This window comes from Sulfurifustis variabilis (genome assembly GCF_002355415.1).
Lineage (GTDB): Bacteria > Pseudomonadota > Gammaproteobacteria > Acidiferrobacterales > Sulfurifustaceae > Sulfurifustis > Sulfurifustis variabilis.
On the sequence record NZ_AP014936.1, the window covers coordinates 3,730,095 to 3,754,934 of the forward strand.

The following is a 24,840-nucleotide window of genomic DNA, read 5'->3' on the forward strand; positions in this document are numbered from 1 at the left end:
CAGGGACGCCCGATGTCCGCAAAACCGGAGTCCGTCTCCGCGGCTCACGACGAGCCCTGGACCGTCTACATCCTCGAATGCCGGGACGGGTCGCTCTATACCGGCATCACCAACGACATCGAACGGCGCGTGCACCAGCACAACGAGGGCACCGGCGCCCGCTACACCCGCAGCCGCCGTCCCGTACGGCTGCGCTACCAGGAGCTGTGCGAGGATCGCTCGGCCGCGCTCATCCGCGAATGCTCGCTGCGGCTGCTGTCGCGCAAGGAGAAAGAGGAACTCATCAGGAAGTACGAGGCCGCGGCGCACCGTGACGAGTGACGACGGTCGGGTCGTGCCTGGCCGCGACCGCGAGCCGTCCTCCGCTTTTCACCCCTTGATAAACCGCAACTCGTAAACGCGATGGCCCAGCCGCTGTCCGCGCCGCTCGTAGCGCGTGGGCGGGCGCGCGCATGGCTGCTGGCGGGCGGTATTGCCCTCCTCCGTCGCGAACCCGGACGCCGCGAGGAACGCCGAGCGGATGTGCTCCGCGTAGTCCTCCCAGTCCGTCGCCACGTGAACGTAGCCCCCGGGCGCGAGCTTGGCGTGCACGAGCGCAGCGAAGGCGGGCTGGATCAAGCGGCGTTTGTGGTGTCGCTTCTTCGGCCAGGGATCCGGGAAGAAAATGTGCACGGCGGCGAGCGAGCCGTCCGGCACGTCGCGGGCAAGCACCTCCCTGGCGTCCGCCACGACCACGCGCACGTTCGCGATGTCCCGCGCCTCGAGCTTGCGCAGGAGGCTCCCGACGCCCGGACGGTGAACCTCGATGCCGAGGAAGTCGCGCTCGGGATGGCGCGCGGCGGATTCGGCGAGCGCATCGCCGTTGCCGAAACCGATCTCGCACACGACCGGAGCCCGCCGCCCGTACACGGCGGCGAAGTCGAACGGCGAGCCGCCCGATTCGATCGCGAAACGCGGCAGCAGCGTCTCGAGCGCGCGCCGCTGTCCCGGCGTCATGCGCCCTTCGCGCCGGACGAAACTCCGAACCGTCCGCAGGAAAGGAGCGTCCGCCGACATCAGCGGTTCACGAATTCGGCGCGCATCGCGCCGGCCGGTTGTTGCCCCGCCACCTCTGGGATATCGTTGCGGGCACTATCCGATCCGCCGCGTTTCCTGCCGGCCCGTGCCGGCGCGAGACCGGCGTCCGAGCAGCGCAGGAGATCCACATGGGCGACCCGGGAAGCGAGTTTCTGCGCGAGAGACTGCTCGCCCTGCGCACGGAGCACCGCGATCTGGACGAAGTGATCGAGCGGCTGTCCCGAAGCCCGACCACCGACGAGCTGCTCCTGCGGCGCCTCAAGAAGCGCAAGCTGCAGCTCAAGGACTTCATCGCCAGGATCGAAAGCAAGCTCATCCCCGATCTCGAAGCCTGAGTTCGGGAACGCAGGGCGGGGGTCAGAAGGGCGTACCCCCGACGGGCGAGGACGGCGAGCCGTACTGCTTGCGCGGCATGCGCCCGGCGAGATAAGCCTCGCGCCCGGCCTCCACGCCTTTCTTCATGGCGGACGCCATCAGCACCGGGTTCCGAGCCAGCGCGATCGCCGTGTTCATGAGGACGCCGTCGCAACCGAGCTCCATGGCGAGGGCGGCGTCGGAGGCCGTGCCGACGCCGGCATCGACCAGGATCGGCACCCGTGCGGCCTCGACGATGAAGCGGATGTTGTAGGGATTGCGGATACCGAGCCCCGAGCCGATGGGCGCGGCGAGCGGCATGACGGCGACGCAACCCATCTCCTCGAAGCGCTTGGCCACCACGGGGTCGTCGGTGGTGTAGACCATCACCTTGAACCCATCCTTAATAAGTGTGCGCGCCGCCTCCAGCGTTTGGGGGACGTCGGGGAACAGGGTCTTCTCGTCGCCCAGCACCTCGAGCTTCACCAGGTCGTGCCCGTCGAGCAGCTCGCGCGCGAGCCGGCAGGTGCGCACCGCGTCCTCGGCGGTGTAGCAGCCGGCGGTGTTCGGCAGAATCGTGTACTTCGAGGGCGGCAGCACGTCGAGCAGGTTGGGTTCGGCGGGGTTCTGCCCGATGTTCGTCCGACGGATCGCGATCGTGACGATCTCGGCGCCGCTCGCCTCCACGGCGCGGCGGGTTTCGTCGAGGTCCCGGTACTTGCCGGTCCCGACCAGCAGGCGCGACCGGTAAACCCGGCCGGCGATGACCAGGGGATCGGCGCTGTCGTTCCGGGGCAGATCATTGACGGCGCGGCTCATCAGCCCCCTCCTATCGCGAACACGACCTCGACCCGGTCGGATTGCTTCAACGGATGGCGGCCGTGCTGGCTGCGCGGGACGATCTCCCGGTTCACCTCCACCGCGACCCGGCGCTGCGCGAGGCCCATGCTCTCGAGCAGGTCGGCGACGGTGAGCGAACCTTCGAAGCGGCGTGGTTCGCCGTTGACCAGGATTTCCATCGGGAAGAGCGGGTGCAACTCGGAAGCGAAACTGGCTACACTATATGACATCGTGCTTTCGGGGCCAAGGCGGCCCCGGCGCGAAAGCGACGGCGCGGGTGTAGTTCAATGGTAGAACGAAAGCTTCCCAAGCGTGCGACACGAGTCGCGAAGGTAGCTGGCCTTTCTGCCACCTAGTTCTAAGAGCAGATAAGACAGCGCTGAAAAGCCCCGGTACATTACGTTGGGGCGCTGTGCGGCGAAGGCCGTACAAGTAATTGTCGGATGGTGGCATCAACCACCTGCCCGACCCGGTGTTCAGCCACCGGTAGCCTAGGAGCAGTGTAGGACGGGCAACCGACTGTACTAAGCGCTCTGACAATGTAGCCACCCCATGGGGTACGCTGGACCCCGTGAGGGGCCTGGCGTGAACTCGGAAACGCGTCCGAGGAAGGCGCTAGGCTGAGTTGATGGATCAGCGTAAGCAAACCGCTAATAAACGTCGTTAAGCTTAATGGGCCATCGCGTTTGGTTTTAGGCCCTACCCAAAAGGGACGTGGTTGGATGTGCTGCTGCTTGGTCGGTACACGCTGACACCGAACCACCGGCGGAAAGGCGGGATCCACCCAATTCTGTTACTTGTGCGGAACGTGGTAAACCCGATGCGATGTCCAGCGACATCGGACAAGGTTGCCCGCAAGGGTGACTGATGTCGCAGCGGGTAGAGGATCGCGGAAAAAGCGAAAGCTCTCCTGTAACGGGAGGGATAGAGGATGAAACGATCGCCTCGACCCGAAAGGGTGCTGACTTCCGCGTGGTGGCCTATCGCTTGATAGGTCTGCAACAACCTGCCCCTGAGGGACGGACTTCCACTCCCTCAGGGGAGAGGTGCGTCCATTCCCGATGGGAACCTGGGCGGGTGTAGTTCAATGGTAGAACCTCAGCTTCCCAAGCTGATGACGTGGGTTCGATTCCCATCACCCGCTCCATATCGGAGGTTGATATGGACGCATGCAATCACGGCGATGTCGCCTCCGCTACTTGGCATAGTTGGCATTCCATACAGTGGCCGGCTGGGCACGGAGTAGTCAGGAGGTTACAGACTCGTATAGCGAAGGCGGCTCGGGAATGCGACTGGCGCAAGGTCAAACGCCTGCAAAAGTTGCTGACCCGCTCGACGAGCAGCAAAGCAGTCGCTGTTCGTCGGGTTACCGAGAACCAGGGCCGTAAGACGCCCGGCGTAGATGGAGCAACTTGGTCTACGCCCGACGCCAAATGGAGGGCGGTGTGCTCGCTGCATGCAAGGCACTACCGTCCACAACCTTTACGGCGTGTTCACATCCCGAAAGCCAACGGGGGCAAGAGGCCGCTGGGCATCCCGACGATGCGCGACAGGGCCATGCAGGCGCTTTACCTGCTGGCGCTGGAGCCGGTCGCGGAGACCACGGCGGACTCCAACTCCTACGGCTTTCGCCCCGAGCGGTCCACGGTGGATGCCATCGAGCAGTGCTTCAATGCGCTGCGTCGAAAGGACTCCGCCCAATGGATACTTGAAGGCGATATCAAGGGGTGTTTTGACAATATTGCCCACGACTGGATGCTCCGACGCATCCCGATCGACCGGGCCGTGTTGCGCAAATGGCTGAAAGCCGGATACGTTGAAAAAGGTCGTTTGTTTCCTACGGAAGCCGGAACGCCACAGGGCGGGATCATTTCGCCCACGCTGGCAAACATGGTCCTTGATGGTCTTGAGCCCGTCCTTGCGACACGTTTCAAGCGCCAGCACAAGGTTCATTTTGTCCGTTATGCGGATGATTTCGTGGTCACCGGGCGCTCGCAAGAGCTCTTGGAGCGCGAAGTCATACCCGTGATCGAAAACTTTCTGGCAGAACGCGGTTTGCGTCTCTCGCCCAGCAAGACCAAGATCACGCACATTGCGGACGGCTTCGACTTTCTTGGTTGGAATGTCCGGAAGTACGGCAACAAGCTTCTGATCAAACCAGCCAAAGGAAACGAAAAGCAGCTCTACCGAAAGGTGCGCGACATCCTGCGGAAGCTGCGCATGGCGAAACAGGAAGACGTGATTCGGTTGCTCAATCCGCTCCTCAGGGGGTGGGGCAACTACCACTCTTCCCAAACGTCATCGCGCGCGTTCGCTAAGATGGATCACCGTATCTTCGGCGGGCTGCAGCGTTGGGTCAAACGGCGGCACCCCACCAAGAACAAGCGCTGGTTGAAAAGGCGGTACTATTCCTCAGCGCCGAACCGAGATTGGGTGTTCGCCTCTGGCATGGAAGCTCTCGTGCGTCTGTCGGACTTTAAAATCCGGCGGCACGTGAAGATCAAGGCCGAGGCCAATCCGTTCGATCCGACATGGGACGAGTATTTCGAAATCCGACTCGGATGGAAGATGAGGCGTACCCTGGCGGGCAGGCGAAAGTTGTCTTGGCTCTGGACCAAACAGGATGGTCGGTGTCCGCAGTGTCGCCAACCGATCACCAACAAATCTGGGTGGCATCTCCACCACAAGGTTTGGCGGTGCCACGGGGGCTCGGATAAACTGTCCAACTTGGAACTCGTTCATGAGAACTGCCATAGGCAGAAACATAGCCTTGGAAGGAAACATGCGAGGCCGCCGGTCTCCTGATCGGAGACTTTACAGGCTGCTTGAGCCGTATGAGGGGTAACTCTCACGTACGGTTCTTAGGGGAGGGGGCGGCGGCAACGCCGCCTCCTTACCCGACTTTAGACGTGGGTTCGATTCCCATCACCCGCTCCACTCCCTCCGCGGAGACGACGATTGCGTAAACCCCTCAAGATCGTGGCGATCCTCCTCGGGGTCGTCATCGGCCTGCTGCTGCTCGCGGCGATCGCGCTCGTGGTCCTGGTCGACCCCAACCGTTACCGCGACGACCTGGTTCGGGTCGTGAAGGAACAGACGGGTCGCGATCTCGCGATCGAGGGCGATCTCCGGCTCTCGTTCTGGCCGCTGGGTCTCAAGACCGGCGGCCTGCAGCTCGCCAACGCCAAGGGCTTCGGCCCGGAACCGTTCGCGCGCGTCGACTCCGCCGCCGTCTCGGTTCGGGTGCTGCCGCTGCTCCGGCGCGAGGTCGTGGTCGAAGGCGTGCACTTCGACGGGCTAGAGCTGCATCTGGCGCGCGACCGCGCCGGGCGCACGAACTGGGACGACCTCGTCAAAACCGACAGGCCCGCGGCCCCGCCGAAGGACGAAGCGCCTGCACCCTCGCCCGGTGACGCCCTGGCGCTCTTCACGGTCAATCGCGTCGAGGTGCGCAACAGCGCGCTCACCTGGCGCGACGCCGCGAGCGGCGCCGCCTACGCGGTGCGCCGTCTCGAGCTCGCGAGCGGCAACCTCCTCGGCAGCGTTCCCGTGCCGCTCCGACTCGCCTTCGACGTCGAGGCCGGCGCGCCGGCGAACCGCGAGCGGGTCGAGCTCGACGCGCGGATCAACCTCGATCCCCGGACGCAGGCGCTCAACATCCCCGAGCTCAGCGCCGCCGTCGGCGAACTGAAGCTCAAGGGCGAGATCGCGGGCAAGCAAATCTTCGAGTCGCCCCGCCTGAGCGGACGCGTCGAGATCGCGCAATTCAATCCCCGCAAGTTCATGAATCGCTTTGGCGTGGCCTACGCGCCGGGCGATGCGCAGGCGCTACGCGCCCTCGCCGCCGCAATGCGCTTCGACGCATCCGAAAAGGCCGTGGCGCTCAAGGATATCGATCTCCGGCTCGACGACACGCGCGTCACGGGCCAGGTCGCGGTCAACGACCTCGCCCGGCCCGCCTACCGATTCGACATCGGCGTCGACCGGTTCGACCTCGACCGCTACCTGCCGCCCGAGACGAAGACCGAACCCCAGGCGAAGCAGGAGGCGGCCGCCGGCGCGGTCGTGATCCCCCTCGCGCTGCTGCGCGAGCTGGACGCCCAGGGCAAGCTCAAGGTGGGCTCGCTCAAGGCGTTCGGCATCCGCAGCGAGTCGGTGATGATCAACGTCGCCGCGCGCGGCGGCCGCATCGCGCTCGGCCCCAACTCCGCGAAGCTCTACGGCGGCCAGTACGCCGGGCGCACGACGATCGATGCGAGCGGCAAGGTCCCGCGCTTCCAGTTCGAGGAAAAGCTCGCCGCCATTCAGCTCGGGCCGTTTCTCAAGGACGCGGACGTCTTCGACCGCTACACCGGCACGGGCAACCTCGACATCAAGCTGACGGCCCAGGGGCTCGATGCCGAACAGGTGACGAAGACGCTGAACGGCACCGTGAACGTGGCGCTGCGCGACGGCAAGATCCAGGGCGTCGATCTGCAGAAGATGATCACTCAGGCGCGCGCCGCGTACGACACGCTGCGCGGCAAGACCGTGCGCGTCAGCACGCAGGCCTCCGACGAGACCGCTTTCGACTCGCTTACCGCCACCGTACGGGTCACCAACGGGGTCGCGCGCAACGACGACCTGAAGCTCCAGGGACCGGTCGTGCGCGCGACCGGAAAGGGCAGCGCGAACCTCGTCAAGCAGACGCCGGACTACCGGCTTCGGGTGACGCTGGCCGAAGGGGCCGGGCGCAGCGGCACCACCGTGCCGCTCGTGATCGGCGGTACGTTCACGAACCCGACGTTCACGGTCGACTTTGGCGAGCTGGCCAAGGAAGAGGCACGCGAAGCGATCGAAAAGGCGGTGCCTAAACTCGAGAAGAAGCTCGACGAGCGGCTCGAGCGCCTGCGCAAGAAGCTCACCCGATGAACACGGGCGTCGCCACGGTCGCCGCGGCCTGCCTGTTCGCCCTCTTCGCCGCGCGCACGCGCGCCGGCGAGGTCCTCCTCACGGAAGTGACGCACGACGAAGGCCGCTACACGGTGCGCTTCGACGTGCGCATTGCCGCGCCCCGCGACCGGCTGGCCTTCTACCTCACCGACTACGGGAACTACGCGAAGTACTTCGATTCGGTGACCGCGAGCCGCGTGGAGCCGCGAGGCGCGGTCTCGCGCGTGTTCCTGACCCTGTCGTCCTGCATCCTCTTTTTCTGCCGGAGCGTGCGCATCGCCAAGGACGTGCGCACCGCCCCGGACGGGGCGATCGTCGGGCGCATCGTCGCGGGCGAGAGCGACTTCGAGGAGGCCGAGGAGCGCTGGCGCGTGACTGCCGAGAACGGCGCCACGCGCCTGCGCTACGAGGCCGAGCTCGTGCCGGCCTTCTACGTGCCTCCCGTCATCGGGCCCTGGCTGATCCGCTACAAGATCCGCGACGTCCTCGCTACGAATGCCGAAAAGCTCGAGCGCCTCGCCGCGCGCTGACCGCGTCTTCGCCCGCGCCCTGCTCGCGTGGTACGCACGCCACGGTCGCAAGGACCTGCCGTGGAAGCGGACCGGCGACCCCTATCACGTATGGGTCTCGGAGATCATGCTGCAGCAGACGCAGGTCGCGACCGTCGTCCCCTACTTCGAGCGCTTCATCGCGCGCTTCCCGACCGTGACGGCGCTCGCGCGCGCCGACCTCAACGCGGTGCTGCACCTCTGGAGCGGGCTCGGCTACTATGCCCGCGCCCGCAACCTGCACCATGCGGCGCGCCTCGTCGCCCGCGACCACGGCGCGCGCCTGCCACGCAACCTCGAGCGCCTGCACGCGCTTCCGGGCATCGGACGCTCGACGGCGGGCGCGATCCTCGCGCTCGCCCACGGCGAGCGCCACCCGATCCTCGACGGGAACGTGAAGCGCGTGCTCGCCCGCTACCACGCGATCGCCGAGCCGCTGGCGGGAAAGGCGACGGAGCAGCGGCTGTGGGAGCTCGCCGACGCGCACACGCCGAAAACCCGCGTCGCGGAGTACACCCAGGCGATCATGGACCTCGGCGCAACGCTGTGCCGCCGCCGTCAACCCGAGTGTGCCCGCTGTCCGGTGCGCGCCGACTGCGCGGCCCACCGTCTCGGCACGCCCGAACGGTTTCCGGCGGCGCGCGCGCGCCGGCCGGCGCCGGTCAAGACGGTGCGCATGCTCCTGATCCGCGATCCACGCGGACGGGTGCTGCTGGTGCGCCGCCCGCCGGCCGGCGTGTGGGGCGGTCTCTGGGGGCTGCCGGAGTGCTCCGCGCGCGACGTGCGCGCCTGGTGCCGCCGTCACCTCGGTCTGGCGATCGAGCCGGAACGCGCGTGGCCGAAGTTTCGGCACACCTTCAGCCACTTTCACCTCGACATCACTCCCATACCCGCGCGTCTCGTGGGTTCAAGCGAGGTTTCGATGGAGGGCACCGAGACGGTTTGGTATAACGTCCGGCGGCCGGACGCGCGCGGATTCGCCGCGCCGGTCCAGCGACTGCTCGCGAAACTGAGGGCAAGTCGCGAAGACACCTGACGTGTCGTCGCGCCGGCGAGAGCCCCGGAAGGGGCGGCCGGAGGTGGAGCGAAGCCGGGACGGTCGCGCGATGGACGGCTGGCACAAGTATCACGTGAGGAATGACGATGGCTCGTACGGTGCGCTGCGTAAAGCTCGGTCGCGAGGCCGAAGGACTGGACTACCCGACCTATCCCGGCGATCTGGGCAAGCGGATCTGGGAGAACGTGTCGAAAGAGGCGTGGCAGATGTGGATGGGCCAGCAGACGATGCTCATGAACGAGTACCGCCTGAATCCCATGGATCCCAAGGCGCGCAAGTTCCTCGAGCAGGAGATGGAGAAGTTTTTCTTCGGCGAGGGCTCCAAGCGCCCCGAAGGCTACGTACCCCCCGAGACACAGGCGAAGAAGTAGGCGTTTTTACAAAGCGCGGACCCTCCCCTATAATTCGCCGCTCTTTTCAGGACCCCTTCCCGGCCAGGTAGCTCAGTTGGTAGAGCAGCGGACTGAAAATCCGCGTGTCGGCGGTTCAATTCCGTCCCTGGCCACCATCCCGATCGCGACTTCCGGAAGCCGGCCAAGCGCCGGCTTCGCCGCGTCCGGGCAGGCGCGGTCGCTTCCGCACCTCCGGCGGAGTCGGACTATTTCACGAGCGTGACGGGCATCTCGGACAAGTGCAGCACTTTCATCGCCACCGAGCCCACCAGGAGACCATGGATGGCTCCAAGCCCGCGCGTCCCCATGACGACCTGGTCGCACGCCTGCTTCCGCGCGTACTCAAGGATGGTTTCCGCCACCGGGCCGACCAGCACCTCCGGGACGTAGCGCAGACCGGCGGCCTCGAGCCGCGTCCGCGCGGACCGAAGCGCATCCCCACCGTGGCTCATCTGCATCGCCTGGATCTCTTCGTCCCGAAGGCTGCGGCGGACCTCCCACGCGGTGATCGGCTCCTGAACGTTGATCACGTGCAGTTCCAGCGCGGGACATTCTCCGCTCAACCGCACGGCGTGCTGCACCGCGTGCTCCGCGCCGGTGGAGCCGTCCACGGCGATCAAGATCCTGTACATGAAGAACCCCCGGGTCGCAACGCGAGGACCATATTGCCCCGCCTCCGCCTCGCCGGCAATCGCAGCGGACGCAATACAACTGCTCGCGGGAGCGATGATCGGATAGAATCCGGCGCGCCGGAAAAGCGGTGGGAACGACGCGCGTACCCGATGCATCCCGTCTCCTGGTCGGCGCGTATATGCGGCATCGCGCTCCTGCTGTTTCATCTGCCGGCGCTGGCCGCCGGTGAAGCTTACGCTCCGTTCGGCATCCCTCTCGACTTCGTCCTGTTCGGCGCGACCCTGCTCGGCGTTGCCCTGTTCCATCGCCACACGCTGCAGGTCGCACTCGCCGGTCTTGCCGTCATCACCGCCTACAAGCTCGAGGTCACCGGATTCCCGGAGGGCGCGGGGCTCGCCGGACTCGGGCTGCACCTCGAGCACGAGGCGGTCGGCCTGGTAAACCTCGTCGGCCTGCTCCTCGGCTTTGCGGTGCTCGCGCGCCACTTCGAGGACAGCGGCGTCCCGGACCGGCTGCCGCGTTTCCTCCCCGACGGGTGGAAGGGGGCCTTTACCCTGCTTGCGATGATCTTCGTGCTGTCGTCCTTCCTCGACAACATCGCCGCGGCGCTGATCGGCGGTACCGTGGCAGCGAGCGTCTACGAGCGAAAGGTGCATATCGGTTTTCTCGCGGCAATCGTGGGCGCGGCAAACGCCGGCGGGGCGGGCAGCGTCGTCGGCGACACGACGACCACGATGATGTGGATCGCCGGAGTGAGCCCGGCGGAACTGGTTCGCGCTTTCGTGCCGTCGGCCGTCGCGCTCGTCATCTTCGGCGTGCCGGCGGCGCTGCAGCAGGCCGGGCTGGCGACGATACGCCGTCAGTTTGCACCACACGCCCGGATCGACTGGGTCCGCGTCGCGATCGTCGCCTTCATCCTGCTTTCCGCCATCCTCACCAACGTGGTCGCCAATTCCCGGTTCCAGGGACTGAGCGATCGTTTTCCGTTCCTCGGCGTCGCGGTCTGGATGGCGTTGCTCCTCAGCGCGCCGGTGCGGCCTCCGGAGTGGAAGCTGCTGCCCGAGGCGCTCAAGGGAACTCTGTTCCTGATCTCCCTTGTGACCGCCGCCTCCATGATGCCCGTCGAGAAGCTCCCGCCCGCCTCCTGGGAAACCGCGCTCGGCCTCGGCTTCGTCTCGGCGGCCTTCGACAATATTCCGCTCACCGCGCTCGCCCTCGCCCAGGGAGGCTACGACTGGGCCATGCTCGCTTACGCGGTGGGGTTCGGCGGCTCGATGATCTGGTTCGGGTCGAGCGCGGGCGTGGCCCTCTCGAACCTGTTCCCGGAGGCAAGATCGGTCGGGGCGTGGTTGCGCCACGGCTGGCACGTGGCCGTCGCGTACATCGGCGGCTTCCTGGCGCTGCTGTTCATGCTCGGGTGGCGGGCCGGCTCTTGAAGGCGCCGGCCGCCTTCCTCGGCTCGCCGGTTTCTGCGGCGACAAGCCGGCCGCGGCGCGCAACATCGCGCCCGCGACCGAAGGAAATGTCCGCACGACCGCGAAAAGAAAAAGGGCTTGCGCTGGCAAGCCCTTGAACACAGGAGGAGAACCTCTTCTTGTTCGTTCTACCCGGTCTCGACGTGTCACCGCCGCCCGGGTTGGACCCTCTCCCCCTACCCCGATCTTCCGCGTGCCCTTCAACTCGTCATTCGAAACGCCTCATGGCCTGCCAGATGCGCAGGATGGGATCGGGTACCAGCGTCGCGTATCCGCAATCCACGCACACGAGAATCGCCTCGCCTTTGTCGCTTTCCTGCGGCTCGAGCGGCGCATGGCTCGTGCTCACGCGACACGACAGCGGATGCAGCAGACCTCTGCCCGCCAGGCCCTGCCAGAAGACGGCGGCCTGCAGCCTTTGGTCCTGCGAGCAGACGGCATCTTGCATCGTTCCTCCGCTGCGACCCGCCCGTCGCCCACCGGGGTGACGCGCGGCTGAGAAATCGGCACCGGTCGCGCGCCAGGCGCGGCCGAAACGGTTTGGGCTAGGTCGAGGCCCGGGAAGACGCGGAATGGCGTCCGACGACGAGAGCGGGGGATAAGGCTCGGGGAAACCGGCGTTCCGATCAGCCGGTCGGATGAGCGGGGATGGGGCTCATCGGCGGGACAACTTTTAGCACGCGCGGCGCGGTTCGGTCAATCCGATGATCAATCGCGCAGTCGCTGAAGTATTCCATTGGCGGTGGAAACGGCATCGACCAGCTCCAGCGCGACGTCGCGCAAGGGACGCCGCTGGTCGCGCGCGAGCCGCCGAAGGCTCTCGAACGCCAGGTCGAGCGGAAGCGCGGAACGCTCCATGACGATGCCGATCGCGGTGTTGATGATCCGGTTCTTTTCCAGACCTTCGCGCAGGTTCATGCCCTGCTTGAGCAGCGCCTCCAGCTCGGCGAAGCGCGCGAGCGCCGCCTCGATGCTCGGCGCCAGCCGCTCGGCTTCGACCGGCTTCACCAGGTACGCCGATACGCCGAGGCCGACGGCTTCCCGCACCGTCGGCGCGTCGCTGTGCGCCGAGAGCACGATGATCGGGCGGTACGCCTCCTTGATCATCGCGCGCGCCAGCTCGGCCCCCGTCATCTCGGGCAGACGGTAATCGAGAATCACCAGGTCGGGCGGCGCGGCGCGGTAACACGCGAGCGCCGCGTTCGCGCTTTCGAACGTTTCGATCCCGTATCCCATCCGCGACAGGCCGGTCCCCAGCGTGTTCAGGACGATCGGGTCGTCGTCCACGAGCAGCAGACGCGGGGCCGCGGACGACGCGCTGTTCATTTATCCACCTCTCACCGTTCCTGGTCCGAGATTGACTGCGTTCGAGCAGCCGTGATAACGGTACGTGGGGGGCCACAACCTTACAAGGGGAATTTCTTGCCCGGGCGCGCATTCGTCACCGGCACCGGAAACACCGGTGGCCGTTCCGTCGCCGTGTGCGTGCGGCCACGATCCCTCCGCGGGGCGGCGCTCGGCCTGGCCGCCCTGCTGTGGCTGTCCCTCCCCTGCGCCGGGGCCGCGGAAAACGGCCGCCTGCTGCTCGACGAAAGCGAGTACTTCGCCGAGCTGCCCGTCGTGCTGTCGGCCACCCGCCTGTCCCAGCACCAGTCCGAGACGCCGGCCGCCATCACGGTCGTCGATCGCGAGATGATCAAGGCGTCGGGCGCGCGCCAGGTCGCCGATCTCTTCCGGTTCGTTCCCGGATTCCAGGTCGGGTACCTGTACGGTTATCAGCCCAGCGTCACCTACCACGGCCTGTCGGACGAGTTCTCGCGCCGGATGCAGGTGCTGGTCGACGGCCGGTCGGTCTACAGCCCGCTTTACGGTGGTGTCTTCTGGTCGGAGCTGCCGCTCGCGATCGACGACATCGAGCGCATCGAGGTGATCCGGGGGCCGAACGCCGCCACGTACGGGGCGAACGCCGTGCTCGGTGTCATCAACATCATCACGCGGCACCCGTCGCAGGATCCGGGTACCTACGTTGAGCTCGCGAGCGGCACCGGCGGCGTACGCGACGGAACCGTGCGGCAGGGATGGTCCGGGGCGGATTTCGACCTGAGGGCGACGCTCGGATACCGGTCCGACAACGGCTTTCGGGACCGCGTGGATTCGAGTCGCGTGCCCTTCGCCACCCTGCGCGGCGAGATCCGGAAGAGCACGAACGACACCGTGGAGCTGCAGCTGGGCGCCAGCACGGCCGACGCGGAGAAGGGCGATCCCGCGAGCCAGACGAACCTCGCTCGAGACACCGATACGAACACCAGCTACCAGTTCCTGCGATGGACACGTGGACTGAGTGCCGATGACGAACTGCTCGTTCAGGCCTACCACAACTACCGCAACCACGACGACGATTATTTTACCGACCCGTTGAACCTCGGGCCGCTCGGTGTACGTCAGGTGCCGATCGACTACGGCGGCACCGAGCACCGCTACGATCTCGAGCTCCAGCACATCATGCGGCTCGCGCCGGCATGGCGGCTCGTCTGGGGCGCGGGGCTGCGCGAAGACCAGGTGCGCTCGCCCGGGCGGCTGGGCACGTCCTCCACGTTCGAGAACCGTCAGGAGCGGCTCTTCGCCAACGTCGAGTGGCGCGCGAGCGAACGGACGGTGGTCAATGCCGGCGCCATGGTCGAGCGAACGGACTACACGGACACCGAAACGTCGCCCCGCCTGGCGATCAATTACGACGTCGCCGCGGGGCATACCGTTCGACTGGCCGCCTCGCGGGCCGCGCGCAATCCGGTGTTCATCGAGACGAGCAACGACGAGCGATACGTCCTCGATGGCGTGCTCCTGGAGCAAGTGAGCGTGCCGGCCGCCGAGCTGGGGTCGGAAAAGCTCGAGACCTACGAGCTCGGGTACCTGGGCCAATGGCTCGACCGCCGCGTGCTGTTCGACGTACGCATCTATCGCGACAGGCTGAAGGACATGATCACCGAGATCTTCGTCCCGGAGCCGGACGAGTTCATACCGGAGAAGCAGGCGTTCAGCTTCGCCAACATCGGCGAGTTCGTCGTCGAGGGCGTGGACGCGCGGCTCGACTGGCGCCTCGCCCCGACGACGCGCCTCGCGCTGACCTACGCCTACGCGGACGCCTCCGGCACCGACGTCGGCGACCCGGCCGTGCGCAATCAGCAGCGCCGCCTGGAATCCGTCCCCGAGAAGACGATGAGCGCTCTGCTGATTCACCGGTTCTCGCCCGACTGGGAAGTCAGCGCCGGCTACTACCGCGTCGGCTACATGCTGTGGATGGGCAGCGGCGACGAGCTCGACGGCTACGAGCGTCTCGACCTGCGGCTCGCGCACAGGTTGCGACTCGGCGGCCTCCGCGGCGAGATGGCGCTCGTGGCACAGAACGCGCTCGACGAGGAGTACCGGGATTTCATCGACGAAAACACGGCCGAAAGGCGCGTGTTCGCCACCCTGGCGCTGGAGCTGCGGTGAGCCCGAAGCGTGGTTCAGCCCTGGCGCCTGATCGATGAACCGCTCCGAGGCGGACCCCGGGTTCCCTCCGGCTTCGCATGAGCCGCGCTCCGTGATCGGCGTGCGATCCGCGTTGCTGAGCCGTCGCTCCCGCGCCTGCCGGGAAACGCGGTTCTCGGCCGCGGCTCTCGCGTGTCTCGGGCTTCTGCTTCTCCCGGCCGCGCATCCGCCGCTCGCCGGCGAGCCGCGGAGCGTGATGCTGGTCATCGATCAGAAGGAGGCGGTCTACCGACATCTGATCGAGAGCGTCGAACGCGAGCTTCGCGCGAACGGCAACGGCGCCGCCAGGCTGAGCGTGCTCGATCTGTCCGAACGCAATCGGGGAGCGACCGACCGCGCCGTGCCGGCCGCCGATCTCTACGTCGCCGTGGGCACGCAAGCGACGGCCGAGCTGGCGCAGCTCGCGGGACGCGGGCCGCTCCTCAGCGTGCTCATCCCCCGGCTGAGCTTCGAGAAGATCTTCGGCAACGGCGAAGCAGTCAACGGGCGGCCGCGGAGCCGCTCCGCCATCTACCTCGATCAACCCTTCGACCGGCAGCTCGATCTGATCCGCCTGGTCGCGCCGGACAGCAGTCGAGTAGGCGTGGCGCTGGGTCCGTCCACCAACGGCTACGTCGACGACCTTTCGCGCGCGGCCACGGCGCGCGGCCTGCGGCTGAACGCGCAGGTGCTGTCGTCCGACGCCAATCTGGTCCGCGCGCTCGACGGGTTGCTGTCCGACTCGGATGCGATGCTCGGCATCATCGACCCGCTCGTGTTCAACCGGGCGAACGCGCAGAAGATCCTCCTTACCGCCTATCGCCACCGGGTTCCCCTGATCGGAGCGTCCCCGGCCTACGTGCGCGCGGGCGCCCTGGCGGCCGTCTATTCGACGCCGGAGCAGATCGGGCGCGAGCTCGGCGAGCTCGTGACGCAATGGGCCCAGGCGGGCGGGCGCGATCTTCCTGCCCCGCGGTACCCGAGGTACTTCTCCGTCACCGTCAACCACCAGGTCGCTTCCTCGCTCGGACTTTCCATCGAGAGCGAGGAACGGCTGACGCAGCGGCTGGGAGGGAGACCGTGAAGCTCACGCGGGTGCAGGACTGGGGAATCCGTCCGCGTGCGCTGGTCCTCGCGCTGCTGCCCGCCGTGTCGATCGCCATCCTGCTCGCGCTGTACTTCGTGCTCGCGCAGCTCGACGACCTGGAGGAGGAGCTGACCGAGAAGGGCGGCGCGATCGTGCGGCAGCTCGCGCCGGCGAGCGAGTACGCGGTGTACTCCGGGAACGGCGAGCTGCTGCGATCGATCGCCGAGGCGGTCCTGGCCGAAGCCGACGTGCGTTCGGTGACGATCAGCGACGCCAACGGCGATCCGCTGGTTCTCGCGGGACCGCCCGCGCGGCGCACGTCGGCCCTGCCCGCGGCCGGTGGCGATCCCGTTTACGCCCCTTCCGACGACGGGCAGTCGATGGTCTTTCGCAGCCCGATCCTGCAGACCGAGCTGCCCATCGACAGCTATTTCGACGACGGCCGGGTGGCGCCGAGGCCGAGCGGGAAGATTCTCGGGTGGGTGAACGTGGAGCTGTCGCGGGACCAGACGAGACAGCGTGGCGAACGCATTCTGAGGAACACGCTGCTGATCACGGCCGCGCTGATCTTCCTCAGCAGCCTGCTGGCGCGGCGCATGGCCGAGGGCATCATACGGCCGATCCAGAAGGTCACCGAGGCGGTGCGCGCGCTCGGCAAGGGCGGTCTCGACTGGCCCGTGCGCACGGGAGCGGGCGGCGAGCTCGGGACGCTCGAGGACGGCGTCGAGGCCATGGCGCAGGCGCTGAAGGCGTCGAAGGCCGAGCTCGAGCGGCGCGTCGACGCCGCGACCGCGCGGCTGCGACAGGCCCTCCGTGATATGGAGGAGAAGAACCTCGCGCTCGAGGCCGCCCGCGCGGAGGCCGAGTCGGCCAACCGCGTGAAGTCGCAGTTCCTCGCGAACATCAGCCACGAGATCCGCACGCCGCTCAACGGCATGCTGGGCTTTCTCGCGCTGCTCTCCGACACCCGGCTCGATCCGGAGCAGCGCGAGTACGCGCGCAAGATGGACATATCGGCCAACGCCCTGCTTTCGGTCATCGACGACATCCTGGACTTCGCCCGGCTCGAGGCGGGAAAGCTCAGCATCGTCCCGGGCGCGTTCGAGCTGCCGAACCTGGTCGAGGACATGCGCGCCCTCTATGGCCCGCTGGCGCGCGCCAAGGGCCTCGAGCTCCGCGTGGTGCTGGACGACGCGATCCCGCATCGCCTCGTCGGCGCGGCGGGCCGCATCATGCAGGTCCTCAACATCCTGCTCAGCAACGCGATCAAGTTCACGTCCTCCGGCGGGGTCACGCTCGAAACGACGCGCCTGGACGATTCGGCGAGCCGCGTGACCGTTCGCTTCGCCGTCACCGACACCGGGATCGGCATCGCGTCGGAGGACCGTGACCGCCTGTTTCACCCGTTCAGCCAGCTGGAGGCGGGCCGACACCGGCGCTTCCGGGGGACCGGGCTCGGGCTTGCCATCGCCAAGTCGCTGGTCGATCTGATGGGCGGCACCATCGAGCTGCGGAGCGAGCCGGGCAAGGGCTCCCGCTTTTCCTTCACGCTCCCGCTCGCCCGGGCGGGCAGAGAGGCCGCCGTCCCCGCCGGCGCGCCGCCCCCGAGGCCGGACGTCAGAGGCCTCAAGGTGCTGGTGGTCGACGACAACGAGATCAATCGGCAGTATCTCTATGCGCTTCTCCGGCGCCAGGGCGCCGAGGTGCACGAGGCCGAGGACGGCCTGCGCGCCGTGGAGGCGTGCGCGGCGCATGCGTACGACCTGGTCTTCATGGACATCCACATGCCGGGCATCGACGGTCTCGAGGCGGCGACGCAGATCCGGGACTCGCTCGGGCAGCAGAGCCGCACCCGCATCGTCGCCCTCACGGCGGATGCCGTATTCGCATCGGGCGTGCGGCCGGAGACCTCCCGTTTCGACGGCTACCTGGTGAAGCCCGTGACGCCCGACACGCTGTATGCCCTCCTCGGCGGCTTCGGCCGGCCTGCCGCGCCGTCGGTCGAAGACCTCCTTGCCGTCGCAGAGCCGACGGGCGAGTACGAAACGACGCTCGACCCGGCCGCCGGCATCCGGCTGGCTTCCGGTGACCGGGCGTTGTGGTCGGCGTCGGTGCGCAAGCTCCTCGCGCGCCTGCCGGAGCAGCTCGAGCGGGTCGGCCACGACGGCGGAAACGACCTCGCGCAGGTCGCGGAGACCGCCCACCAGATCGCCGGCTCGGCGACCTACTGCGCGGCACCGGCGCTCGAGCGCGCCGCGCGGCGACTGGAGGCGGCCGCGCGGGCAGGCGACCGTTCCCGCACGGAGGCGGCGGTCGTGGCGCTCCGGCTCGAGGCCGGACGTCTCGAGCGCGCGTGGGCGACGCTCGGCCCGGGGGAGTAGAAGGCAACGCCGGGGCCGGCTCGAACATGTCGATCGTTCTGCTGCTCGCCGCTTTCGGCGTAGGCGCGCTCATCGGGGCGGTCGGGATCGGCGGCCTGTTGCTGATCCCCGCGCTCACCGCCTTCGGCCACCTCGGCATCCACGAAGCGATGGCGACGGCGCTGTTCACCTTCCTCTTCACCGGCATCGCCGGCACCTGGCACTTTCAGCGGCGCGGAAGCATCGACTGGCGCATCACGGTGCCGGTTTGTGTCGGCGCGCTGCTCTTCGGTTTCTCCGGGGCATGGGCGAACGCCCGGCTCGACACGACGGCGCTTCAGCTCATTCTTGCCGGCGTCATCGTCTTTGCGGGGATCTACACCGTGCGGCCGCTCGGCCGCGACGGGCGGGCGGCGTTCGCCGGCCGAACCGGCGCGCAGCGCGTGCTCCTGCTCGGCATCGGCTCGATCGCCGGCTTCGGTTCGGGCCTCACGGGCGTAGGCGGTCCGGCGCTCTCCGTGCCCCTGATGGTGCTCTTCGGATTCCCCGCCCTGCAGACGATCGGGGCGAGCCAGGCGATCCAGATCGTCGCGGCCGCCTCCGGCACGCTCGGCAACCTGCAGTACGGGAGCATCGACACGACGCTCGCGCTTCCGGTCACGGCGGCCGAGCTCGCCGGCGTCTGGCTCGGCGCGCGCATCGCGCATGCGGTCGACGCGGGGAATCTGCGCCGCTTCGTGGCGGTGCTGTGCATCGCGACCGGAGCCGGTCTGTTCGTCCAGGCGCTCGGGCTCGCCTAGAATCGTCCCGGCACGCGGCGGGCCTGAAGAGGAGGCGCGCGTTTGGCTATGCTAGCGAGATGAAACCCCGCATCCTGGTCGTCGAGGACGAGCCCGGCATCGCCGACACCATCCGCTATGCGCTCGCCACGGACGGTTTCGACCCCGTCGTCTGCGGCACCGGCGCGGAGGCGCTCGCGAAGCTCGCCGACGGCGCGGTCTCCCTGGTCGTGCTCGACGTCGGGCTGCCGGACGTCAACGGTTTCGAGCTGTTCAAGCGCATGCACGCACTGACCGGGGCACCCGTGATCTTCCTCACGGCGCGCAGCGACGAGATCGACCGCGTTGCGGGGCTCGAGATGGGCGCGGACGATTACATGGCCAAACCGTTCTCGCCCCGGGAGCTGGCCGCGCGCGTGCGCGCGGTTCTGCGGCGCGTCCACAGGGAGAGCACTCCGGAGGAAAGCGTGCCGTCAGCCGGAACCCCCATCGCGATCGACGAGGAACGGCGGCGCATCCGCTATTACGGCCGCGTCCTCGAGCTGTCCCGCTACGAGTACGGGCTGCTGAAGACGCTCGCGGCGCGCCCCGGGCGCGTGTACTCGCGCGACGAGCTGCTCGAACGCGTGTGGGACGCGCCGGGCGAGAGCCTGGACCGGACGGTGGACGCCCACATCAAGACGCTGCGCGCGAAGCTGCACGCGATCGCTCCGGCGCGCGAGCCGATCCGAACGCACCGCGGCATCGGCTACGCCTTCGCCGACGACCTTCCGCCGACGCCCGCCGACGAGCCGTGAGCACCCGCAACCGCGTCTTCCTCGGCATCCTGATGATCTACGTGCTGGGGGTGGCGTTCCTCCTGTACCGCATCATCGACGACCTCGACCTGCGCTACCGCGAGTCGGCCGAGGAGTCCCTGGTCGAGACGTCGCACCTCCTTGCGAGCCTCATCGAGCGCGAGGTGCGCGACGGCGCCCTCCGCGTGGAGACGCTCGGTCCCGCGTTCCAGGCGCTCTACGCGCGGCCGGTCGACGCCCGGATCTACGCGCTGCACAAGACCCGCGTCGAGCTGCGCGTCTACGTCACGGACGCCCGGGGGCGCGTCGTGTTCGACTCGCTCGGACGCGACACGGGCGCGGACTACTCGCACTGGCGCGACGTGCGCCTCGCGCTCGCCGGACAGTACGGCGCGCGCTCGACCCGGGACATCGAGGACGACCCGCGCACCTCGGTGATGTACGTCGCGGCGCCCATCTACGCGCAGGGGGCGATCATCGGCGCCGTCACCGTCGGCAAGCCCGTGCAGAGCTTCGGCCAGTTCGTCGTCGCCGCGCGCCGGAACATCCTGGCGATCGGCGTCGGCTCGGTGGTCGCCGTGGTCGTGCTGGCCGTCATCGTCTCGGTGTGGCTGGTGCGGCCGTTCGCGTTCTTCGGCGAGTACGTGCGTTACGTGCGCGCGCAGCGCAGCCTCAATCCGCTGCGTCTGTGGCGGCGCGCGCTGCGGCTGATCGCCGGCGCCTACCAGGAGATGCGCGACACCCTCGCCGGCCGCCACTACGCCTCGGAGTACGTGCAGGCGCTGACGCACGAGATCAAGAGTCCGCTCTCGGCGATCCGGGGGGCCGCGGAGCTGCTTCAGGAGCCGATGCCGAGGCCCGAGCGCGAGCGCTTCATCGCGAACATCTCGCGGGAGTCGCGGCGCATCCAGGAGCTGGTCGACCGGCTGCTCGCGCTCTCCGCGCTCGAGACCCGCCACCGGCTGGAACGCGTCGAGACCGTCGACCTGCGCGGCCTGGTCGCTCAGGCGCTGCAGGCGGCGGAACCCGCCGCGAGCCGGCGCCGGGTCGCGCTCGCCTGCGCGGCGGGCGGGACCGTCAAGGTGGAGGGGGACGCGTTTCTTCTGACGTGCGCGCTCTCGAACCTCCTCGAGAACGCGATCGATTTCTCGCCCGAGGGCGGCACCGTCGAGGTCGGGCTGCACCTCGCCTCGCACCGGACCGTCGAGGTGAGCGTACGCGACCGCGGTCCCGGCGTCCCCGAGTACGCGCTGGACAAGGTCTTCGAGAAGTTCTACTCGCTGGCGCGGCCGCATTCGGGGAAGAAAGGCACGGGGCTCGGCCTCGCCTTCGTGGCGGAGGTCGCCGAGCTGCACCGCGGCCGCGTGAGCCTCACGAACGCACCCGGCGGCGGCGCGATCGCGAGGCTGGAGCTGCCTCGGGACTGAAGCGCCCGTCCGCGCGCGCGCCGCGGCGCTTTCACACTCGCTTCACGAAAACGACCCGAGGAGTTCAAACGGCCTTCCCACGCGCGGCTCATCCTCGCGTTCGTGCATCCGCACATCGCCGGGAGAAAGACCATGCCGTCGCATCGACACCGCTGGCTCGGGCCGCTCGCGCTCGCCGCCGCGCTGCTGCTGCTGTTCCTCGAACCCACCCGGGCGCTCGCCGGCGCCGGGCCGGCCGACCGCACCGAGAGCCCGTACTTCTTCGTCGACAGCGACGATCCCGAGGTGGATCGCCTGCCGCTCAAGGCGACCCGGGTCGACGTCCGCATCGTCGGCGTCATCGCCGATGTCACGGTCACGCAGCACTACCGCAACGAAGGCACGCGCGCGATCGAGGCGCGTTATGTCTTCCCGGGCTCCACCCGGGCCGCGGTCTATGGAATGAACGTGCGCCTCGCGGATCGGCTGCTGACCGCCCGGATCCGCGAGAAGGCACAGGCGCGCGTCGAGTACGACGCCGCGAAACGCGAGGGGAAGACCGCGGCCCTCCTCGAGCAGCACCGGCCGAACGTGTTCCAGATGAACGTCGCGAACATCCTTCCCGGCGACGACGTCGCCGTCGAGCTGCGCTACACCGAACTGTTGGTGCCGACGGACGGGACCTACCGGTTCGTGTTTCCCACGGTCGTCGGGCCGCGCTACAACGGCTCGCCCGAAAGCGGCAGCGGCACGAGCGAGAAGTGGATCTCGATGCCGTTCCTGCACCAGGGGGGTCTCTCGAACGCGCGCTTCGATCTCGCCGTCGAGCTGGCGACGCCGATCCCCCTGCAGGCGGTGAGCTCGCCCTCGCACCGGATCGAACCGAGCCGGATCTCCGACACGCAGACGCGCGTCGAGCTCGCCGCGACCGGCACGAACGAGAACAACCGCGATTTCGTGCTCGATTACCGCCTCGCCGGAGACCGCATCGAGTCGGGCATCCTGCTGTCGCGCGGCGACGCGACGACGGAAGGGGAGAACTTCTTCCTCGCCATGGTCGAGCCGCCGCGCGTGGTCGGCGCCGCGCAGATCGTGCCGCGCGAGTACGTCTTCGTCGTCGACGTCTCCGGATCCATGCACGGCTTTCCGCTCGACACCGCCAAGGCGCTGCTCGAGGACCTGGTCGGCAGCCTGCGGCCGAACGACACCTTCAACGTGATGCTGTTCGCCGGCGGCAGCCGGATGCTGGCGCCCGAGTCCGTGCCGGCCACGCGCGCGAACATCGAGCAGGCCCTGCGCCTGCTGCGCGACCAGCGCGGCGGCGGGAGCACGGAGCTGGTGCCCGCGCTGCGCCGGGCGCTCGCCCTTGCGCCCGACCGGGACCGGGCGCGCACCTTCGTGGTCGTCACCGACGGCTACGTCACGGTCGAGCGCGAGACCTTCGACCTGATCCGCCGGAACCTGGCGCGCGCCAACCTGTTCGCGTTCGGCATCGGCTCGTCGGTGAACCGTCACCTGATCGAAGGGATGGCGCGCGCGGGCCAGGGCGAGCCCTTCGTCGTCCTGCACGCGCGCGACGCGGCACGCGAGGCGGAGCGCTTCCGCCGGATGATCGACGCGCCGGTGCTCACGCATCTGCAGGCGCGCTTCGAGGGGCTCGACGTGTACGACGTCGAGCCGCCGCTGCTGCCCGACGTGTTCGCGCAGCGCCCGGTGGTGCTTTACGGCAAGTGGCGCGGGGAGCCGCACGGGCGGCTGGTGCTCGAGGGCGAGTCGGCCGCAGGGACGTTCCGCGCGCGGCTCGACGTCGCCCCCGACCGGGTCTCCGCCGGTTTCGGCGCGCTGCGGTACCTGTGGGCGCGCCAGCGCATCGCGACCCTGTCCGATCAGGAGGGTCTCGAAGGCGGCAGCGCATACCGGGACGAAATCCTGGGCCTCGGTCTGCGCTACAACCTGCTCACGCAGTACACGTCGTTCATCGCCGTGGACCAGGTGGTGCGCAATCCCGCGGCGGACGGCGTCACGGTCGATCAACCCTCGCCGCTGCCCCAGGGCGTGAGCGATCTCGCGGTCGGCGGGGAAGTGCCGAGCACGCCGGAGCCCGGCGTGTGGTGGATGCTCGCGATCGCCGGCCTGGCCATGCTCTGGCGGCTGCGTCGCCTTTCGCCCGCGACCGGAGTCCTGCCGTGAACCTCGCGGCGAGGGTGGCGTGGGTGGACCGCCTGCCGGCGGGCCTCTGGCTGATCCTGCCGGTCGTGGCGCTGACGCCCGTATGGCTCTGGAGCGCCGCGCGCCTGCTCGACCGGTCGGACGATCCGCTCGGTGTCGTGGCGCTCGCCGCGCTCGCGGCGCTCGTCGCGCGCGATCGCGATCGCTTCAGCCGCCGCCCCCGGGCCGGCTGGCTGGTCGTGACGACGCTGCTCGCCGCGGCCGCGATCCTGGGCGGCGGCGCGTTGCCGCCGCTCGCCCGCGGCGTGCTGGCCGTGCTCGCGGTGTGCGCGACGATGATGGCCGTGCGCGTTCCGGCGCAACCGATGCTGGCGCTGACCGGGCTGGCGCTGCTCGCGCTGCCGCTGCTCTCGTCGCTGCAGTTTTTCGTCGGCTATCCGCTGCGCGTGATCACGGCCGAAGCCTCGCGCCTGCTCCTCGCCGCGCACGGCGTCGACGTCATGCGCGAGGGGAGTACTCTCGCGATCGCGGGAACCGTCGTGATGGTCGACGCGCCGTGCTCGGGGATCCAGATGGGCTGGGTCGCGTACTTCACCGCCTGCGCCGCGGCCGCCTGGCTGCGCCTCCCCGACGGGCGATTCCTGCGCCGGGTTCCGCTCGTCGGCGTCACCGTGCTGGCCGGCAACATCCTGCGAAACACGGTGCTCGTCGTGAGCGAGGCCGGACTCGTGCGATGGCCTGACTGGACGCACGAGGCGATCGGTGTCGCGGCGTTCGCCGTCGTGTGCCTGCTCGTGCTGTGGCAGGTCTCGGCGGCGGCACGCGCGCCGGTCGTGACGTGGGAGGTGCGCCTGCTGAACCACCCGGTGCGTCCCGTCTCCGCCGGCACCTGGGCCCGGCTGTTCGCCTTCGTCATGCTGACCGGACTGACGTTCTGGCCCTGGCTGGCGCCGCAGCCGGTGATCGCCGCCGCGGCCCCGCCCGCGATCGAGTGGCCCCGCGAGCTCGACGGCCGCCCGTTGCGGCCGCTCGCGCTGTCCGCCGTCGAACAGCGCTTCGCCGACCGGTTCCCCGGCGCCATCGCGCGCTTCACGGACGGCGAGGGTGCGATCGTGCTCCGCCATGTAACCGCCCCCACGCGCATGCTCCACCCCGCCGTCGACTGCTATCGCGGCCTCGGTTACCGCGTGGGCTCGGACACGCTCGAGCGGGCGGGGGATAGGCGGTCGGGCGTTCCGCCGACGCTCTGGCGGTGCCTCGTGGCGGAGAAGAACGGGCGGCGCCTGCGCGTGTGCGAGCGCATCGTCGATGCCCACGGCCGGGGCTTCACCGACACGTCCGCCTGGTACTGGGCGGCGGTCACGGGCCGCTCGCACGGACCGTGGCGGGCGGTCACGACGGCGCGAATGCTTTGAAAGGCGCGG

General features: G+C 68.5%; 22 protein-coding genes and 2 tRNA genes. 18 read left to right on the forward strand and 6 right to left on the reverse strand.

Translation table 11 applies throughout. From position 1 onward, the window contains the following. Positions 1-12 precede the first annotated feature (12 nt). Positions 13-321, forward strand: a complete 309-nt coding sequence (locus tag SVA_RS18115) for a GIY-YIG nuclease family protein (RefSeq protein ID WP_096462545.1) — start codon at positions 13-15, stop codon at positions 319-321. 48 nt (positions 322-369) lie between these two features. Here SVA_RS18115 and trmB read toward each other — a convergent pair whose 3' ends face one another. Next, positions 370-1,056 (reverse strand): tRNA (guanosine(46)-N7)-methyltransferase TrmB, encoded by a 687-nt coding sequence (gene trmB, locus SVA_RS18120; RefSeq protein WP_096462546.1) that lies wholly within the window; start codon positions 1,054-1,056, stop codon positions 370-372. Positions 1,057-1,205: 149 nt separating this feature from the next. On the opposite strand from trmB, the gene SVA_RS18125 reads away from it, so the two are divergent. After that, positions 1,206-1,412: a YdcH family protein gene (locus SVA_RS18125; protein ID WP_096462547.1), complete on the forward strand. Its 207-nt coding sequence runs from the start codon at positions 1,206-1,208 to the stop codon at positions 1,410-1,412. A gap of 22 nt (positions 1,413-1,434) precedes the next feature. On the opposite strand, the gene SVA_RS18130 is transcribed toward SVA_RS18125, so the two are convergent. Continuing rightward, positions 1,435-2,250 (reverse strand): thiazole synthase, encoded by an 816-nt coding sequence (locus SVA_RS18130; RefSeq protein ID WP_096462548.1) that lies wholly within the window; start codon positions 2,248-2,250, stop codon positions 1,435-1,437. Continuing rightward, positions 2,250-2,501, reverse strand: a complete 252-nt coding sequence (gene thiS, locus SVA_RS18135; RefSeq protein WP_231971814.1) for a sulfur carrier protein ThiS — start codon at positions 2,499-2,501, stop codon at positions 2,250-2,252. Before thiS ends, SVA_RS18130 begins: the two co-directional genes overlap by 1 nt. Before the next feature lie 843 nt (positions 2,502-3,344). On the opposite strand from thiS, the gene SVA_RS18140 reads away from it, so the two are divergent. The 7 genes from SVA_RS18140 (at position 3,345) to SVA_RS18170 (ending at position 9,316) form a co-directional block, all read left to right on the forward strand. Next, a tRNA-Gly gene (locus SVA_RS18140) sits at positions 3,345-3,418 on the forward strand. Positions 3,419-3,432: 14 nt separating this feature from the next. Then, a complete protein-coding gene (gene ltrA, locus SVA_RS18145; RefSeq protein WP_096462550.1) occupies positions 3,433-5,076 on the forward strand; it encodes a group II intron reverse transcriptase/maturase in 1,644 nt (547 codons plus the stop codon). A 153-nt stretch (positions 5,077-5,229) separates the two neighbouring features. Beyond that, the gene (locus tag SVA_RS18150; RefSeq protein ID WP_096462551.1) at positions 5,230-7,182 is read left to right on the forward strand and encodes an AsmA family protein; all 1,953 of its coding nucleotides are present in this window, start codon (positions 5,230-5,232) and stop codon (positions 7,180-7,182) included. Then, positions 7,179-7,733: an SRPBCC family protein gene (locus tag SVA_RS18155; RefSeq protein ID WP_096462552.1), complete on the forward strand. Its 555-nt coding sequence runs from the start codon at positions 7,179-7,181 to the stop codon at positions 7,731-7,733. The genes SVA_RS18150 and SVA_RS18155 overlap by 4 nt, the downstream gene beginning before the upstream one ends. Then, positions 7,699-8,787 (forward strand): A/G-specific adenine glycosylase, encoded by a 1,089-nt coding sequence (gene mutY / locus SVA_RS18160; protein WP_096462553.1) that lies wholly within the window; start codon positions 7,699-7,701, stop codon positions 8,785-8,787. The genes SVA_RS18155 and mutY overlap by 35 nt, the downstream gene beginning before the upstream one ends. 107 nt (positions 8,788-8,894) lie before the next feature. Further along, positions 8,895-9,179 carry an oxidative damage protection protein gene (locus SVA_RS18165; protein WP_096463029.1) on the forward strand — a complete coding sequence of 95 codons (285 nt, stop codon included), beginning with the start codon at positions 8,895-8,897 and terminating at the stop codon, positions 9,177-9,179. A 61-nt stretch (positions 9,180-9,240) separates the two neighbouring features. Continuing rightward, a tRNA-Phe gene (locus SVA_RS18170) sits at positions 9,241-9,316 on the forward strand. A 90-nt stretch (positions 9,317-9,406) separates the two neighbouring features. On the opposite strand, the gene SVA_RS18175 is transcribed toward SVA_RS18170, so the two are convergent. Next, positions 9,407-9,832, reverse strand: a complete 426-nt coding sequence (locus tag SVA_RS18175) for a universal stress protein (protein WP_096463030.1) — start codon at positions 9,830-9,832, stop codon at positions 9,407-9,409. Positions 9,833-9,982: 150 nt separating this feature from the next. Between SVA_RS18175 and SVA_RS18180 the strand changes: the two genes are divergently transcribed. Then, positions 9,983-11,269: an SLC13 family permease gene (locus tag SVA_RS18180; protein ID WP_148665553.1), complete on the forward strand. Its 1,287-nt coding sequence runs from the start codon at positions 9,983-9,985 to the stop codon at positions 11,267-11,269. A gap of 247 nt (positions 11,270-11,516) precedes the next feature. Here the strand turns inward: SVA_RS18180 and SVA_RS18185 are convergent, their stop codons facing one another. Both SVA_RS18185 and SVA_RS18190 read right to left on the reverse strand, forming a co-directional pair. Then, positions 11,517-11,756, reverse strand: coding sequence for a hypothetical protein (locus tag SVA_RS18185; RefSeq protein ID WP_096462554.1), 240 nt, complete (start codon positions 11,754-11,756; stop codon positions 11,517-11,519). 260 nt (positions 11,757-12,016) lie between these two features. Continuing rightward, entirely contained in the window at positions 12,017-12,634 is a 618-nt protein-coding gene (locus tag SVA_RS18190; RefSeq protein WP_096462555.1) for an ANTAR domain-containing response regulator, read from the reverse strand. Positions 12,635-12,730: 96 nt separating this feature from the next. On the opposite strand from SVA_RS18190, the gene SVA_RS20340 reads away from it, so the two are divergent. The 8 genes from SVA_RS20340 (at position 12,731) to xrtQ (ending at position 24,831) form a co-directional block, all read left to right on the forward strand. Next, on the forward strand, positions 12,731-14,800 hold the full coding sequence (locus tag SVA_RS20340) for a TonB-dependent receptor plug domain-containing protein (protein WP_096462556.1): 2,070 nt from the start codon (positions 12,731-12,733) through the stop codon (positions 14,798-14,800). Positions 14,801-14,891: 91 nt separating this feature from the next. Continuing rightward, positions 14,892-15,902 carry an ABC transporter substrate-binding protein gene (locus SVA_RS18200; RefSeq protein WP_169924178.1) on the forward strand — a complete coding sequence of 337 codons (1,011 nt, stop codon included), beginning with the start codon at positions 14,892-14,894 and terminating at the stop codon, positions 15,900-15,902. Next, complete coding sequence (locus SVA_RS18205) at positions 15,899-18,286, forward strand: ATP-binding protein (RefSeq protein ID WP_169924179.1); 2,388 nt, start codon at positions 15,899-15,901, stop codon at positions 18,284-18,286. The genes SVA_RS18200 and SVA_RS18205 overlap by 4 nt, the downstream gene beginning before the upstream one ends. 26 nt (positions 18,287-18,312) lie before the next feature. Beyond that, positions 18,313-19,065, forward strand: coding sequence for a sulfite exporter TauE/SafE family protein (locus SVA_RS18210; RefSeq protein ID WP_096463032.1), 753 nt, complete (start codon positions 18,313-18,315; stop codon positions 19,063-19,065). A 59-nt stretch (positions 19,066-19,124) separates the two neighbouring features. Next, positions 19,125-19,841, forward strand: a complete 717-nt coding sequence (creB, locus tag SVA_RS18215) for a two-component system response regulator CreB (protein WP_096462559.1) — start codon at positions 19,125-19,127, stop codon at positions 19,839-19,841. Further along, entirely contained in the window at positions 19,838-21,268 is a 1,431-nt protein-coding gene (gene creC / locus SVA_RS18220; protein WP_096462560.1) for a two-component system sensor histidine kinase CreC, read from the forward strand. The genes creB and creC overlap by 4 nt, the downstream gene beginning before the upstream one ends. Positions 21,269-21,400: 132 nt before the next feature. Then, on the forward strand, positions 21,401-23,437 hold the full coding sequence (locus tag SVA_RS18225) for a VIT and vWA domain-containing protein (RefSeq protein WP_096462561.1): 2,037 nt from the start codon (positions 21,401-21,403) through the stop codon (positions 23,435-23,437). Next, entirely contained in the window at positions 23,434-24,831 is a 1,398-nt protein-coding gene (gene xrtQ, locus SVA_RS18230; RefSeq protein WP_169924180.1) for an exosortase Q, read from the forward strand. The genes SVA_RS18225 and xrtQ overlap by 4 nt, the downstream gene beginning before the upstream one ends. The last annotated feature ends 9 nt before the right edge of the window (positions 24,832-24,840 follow it).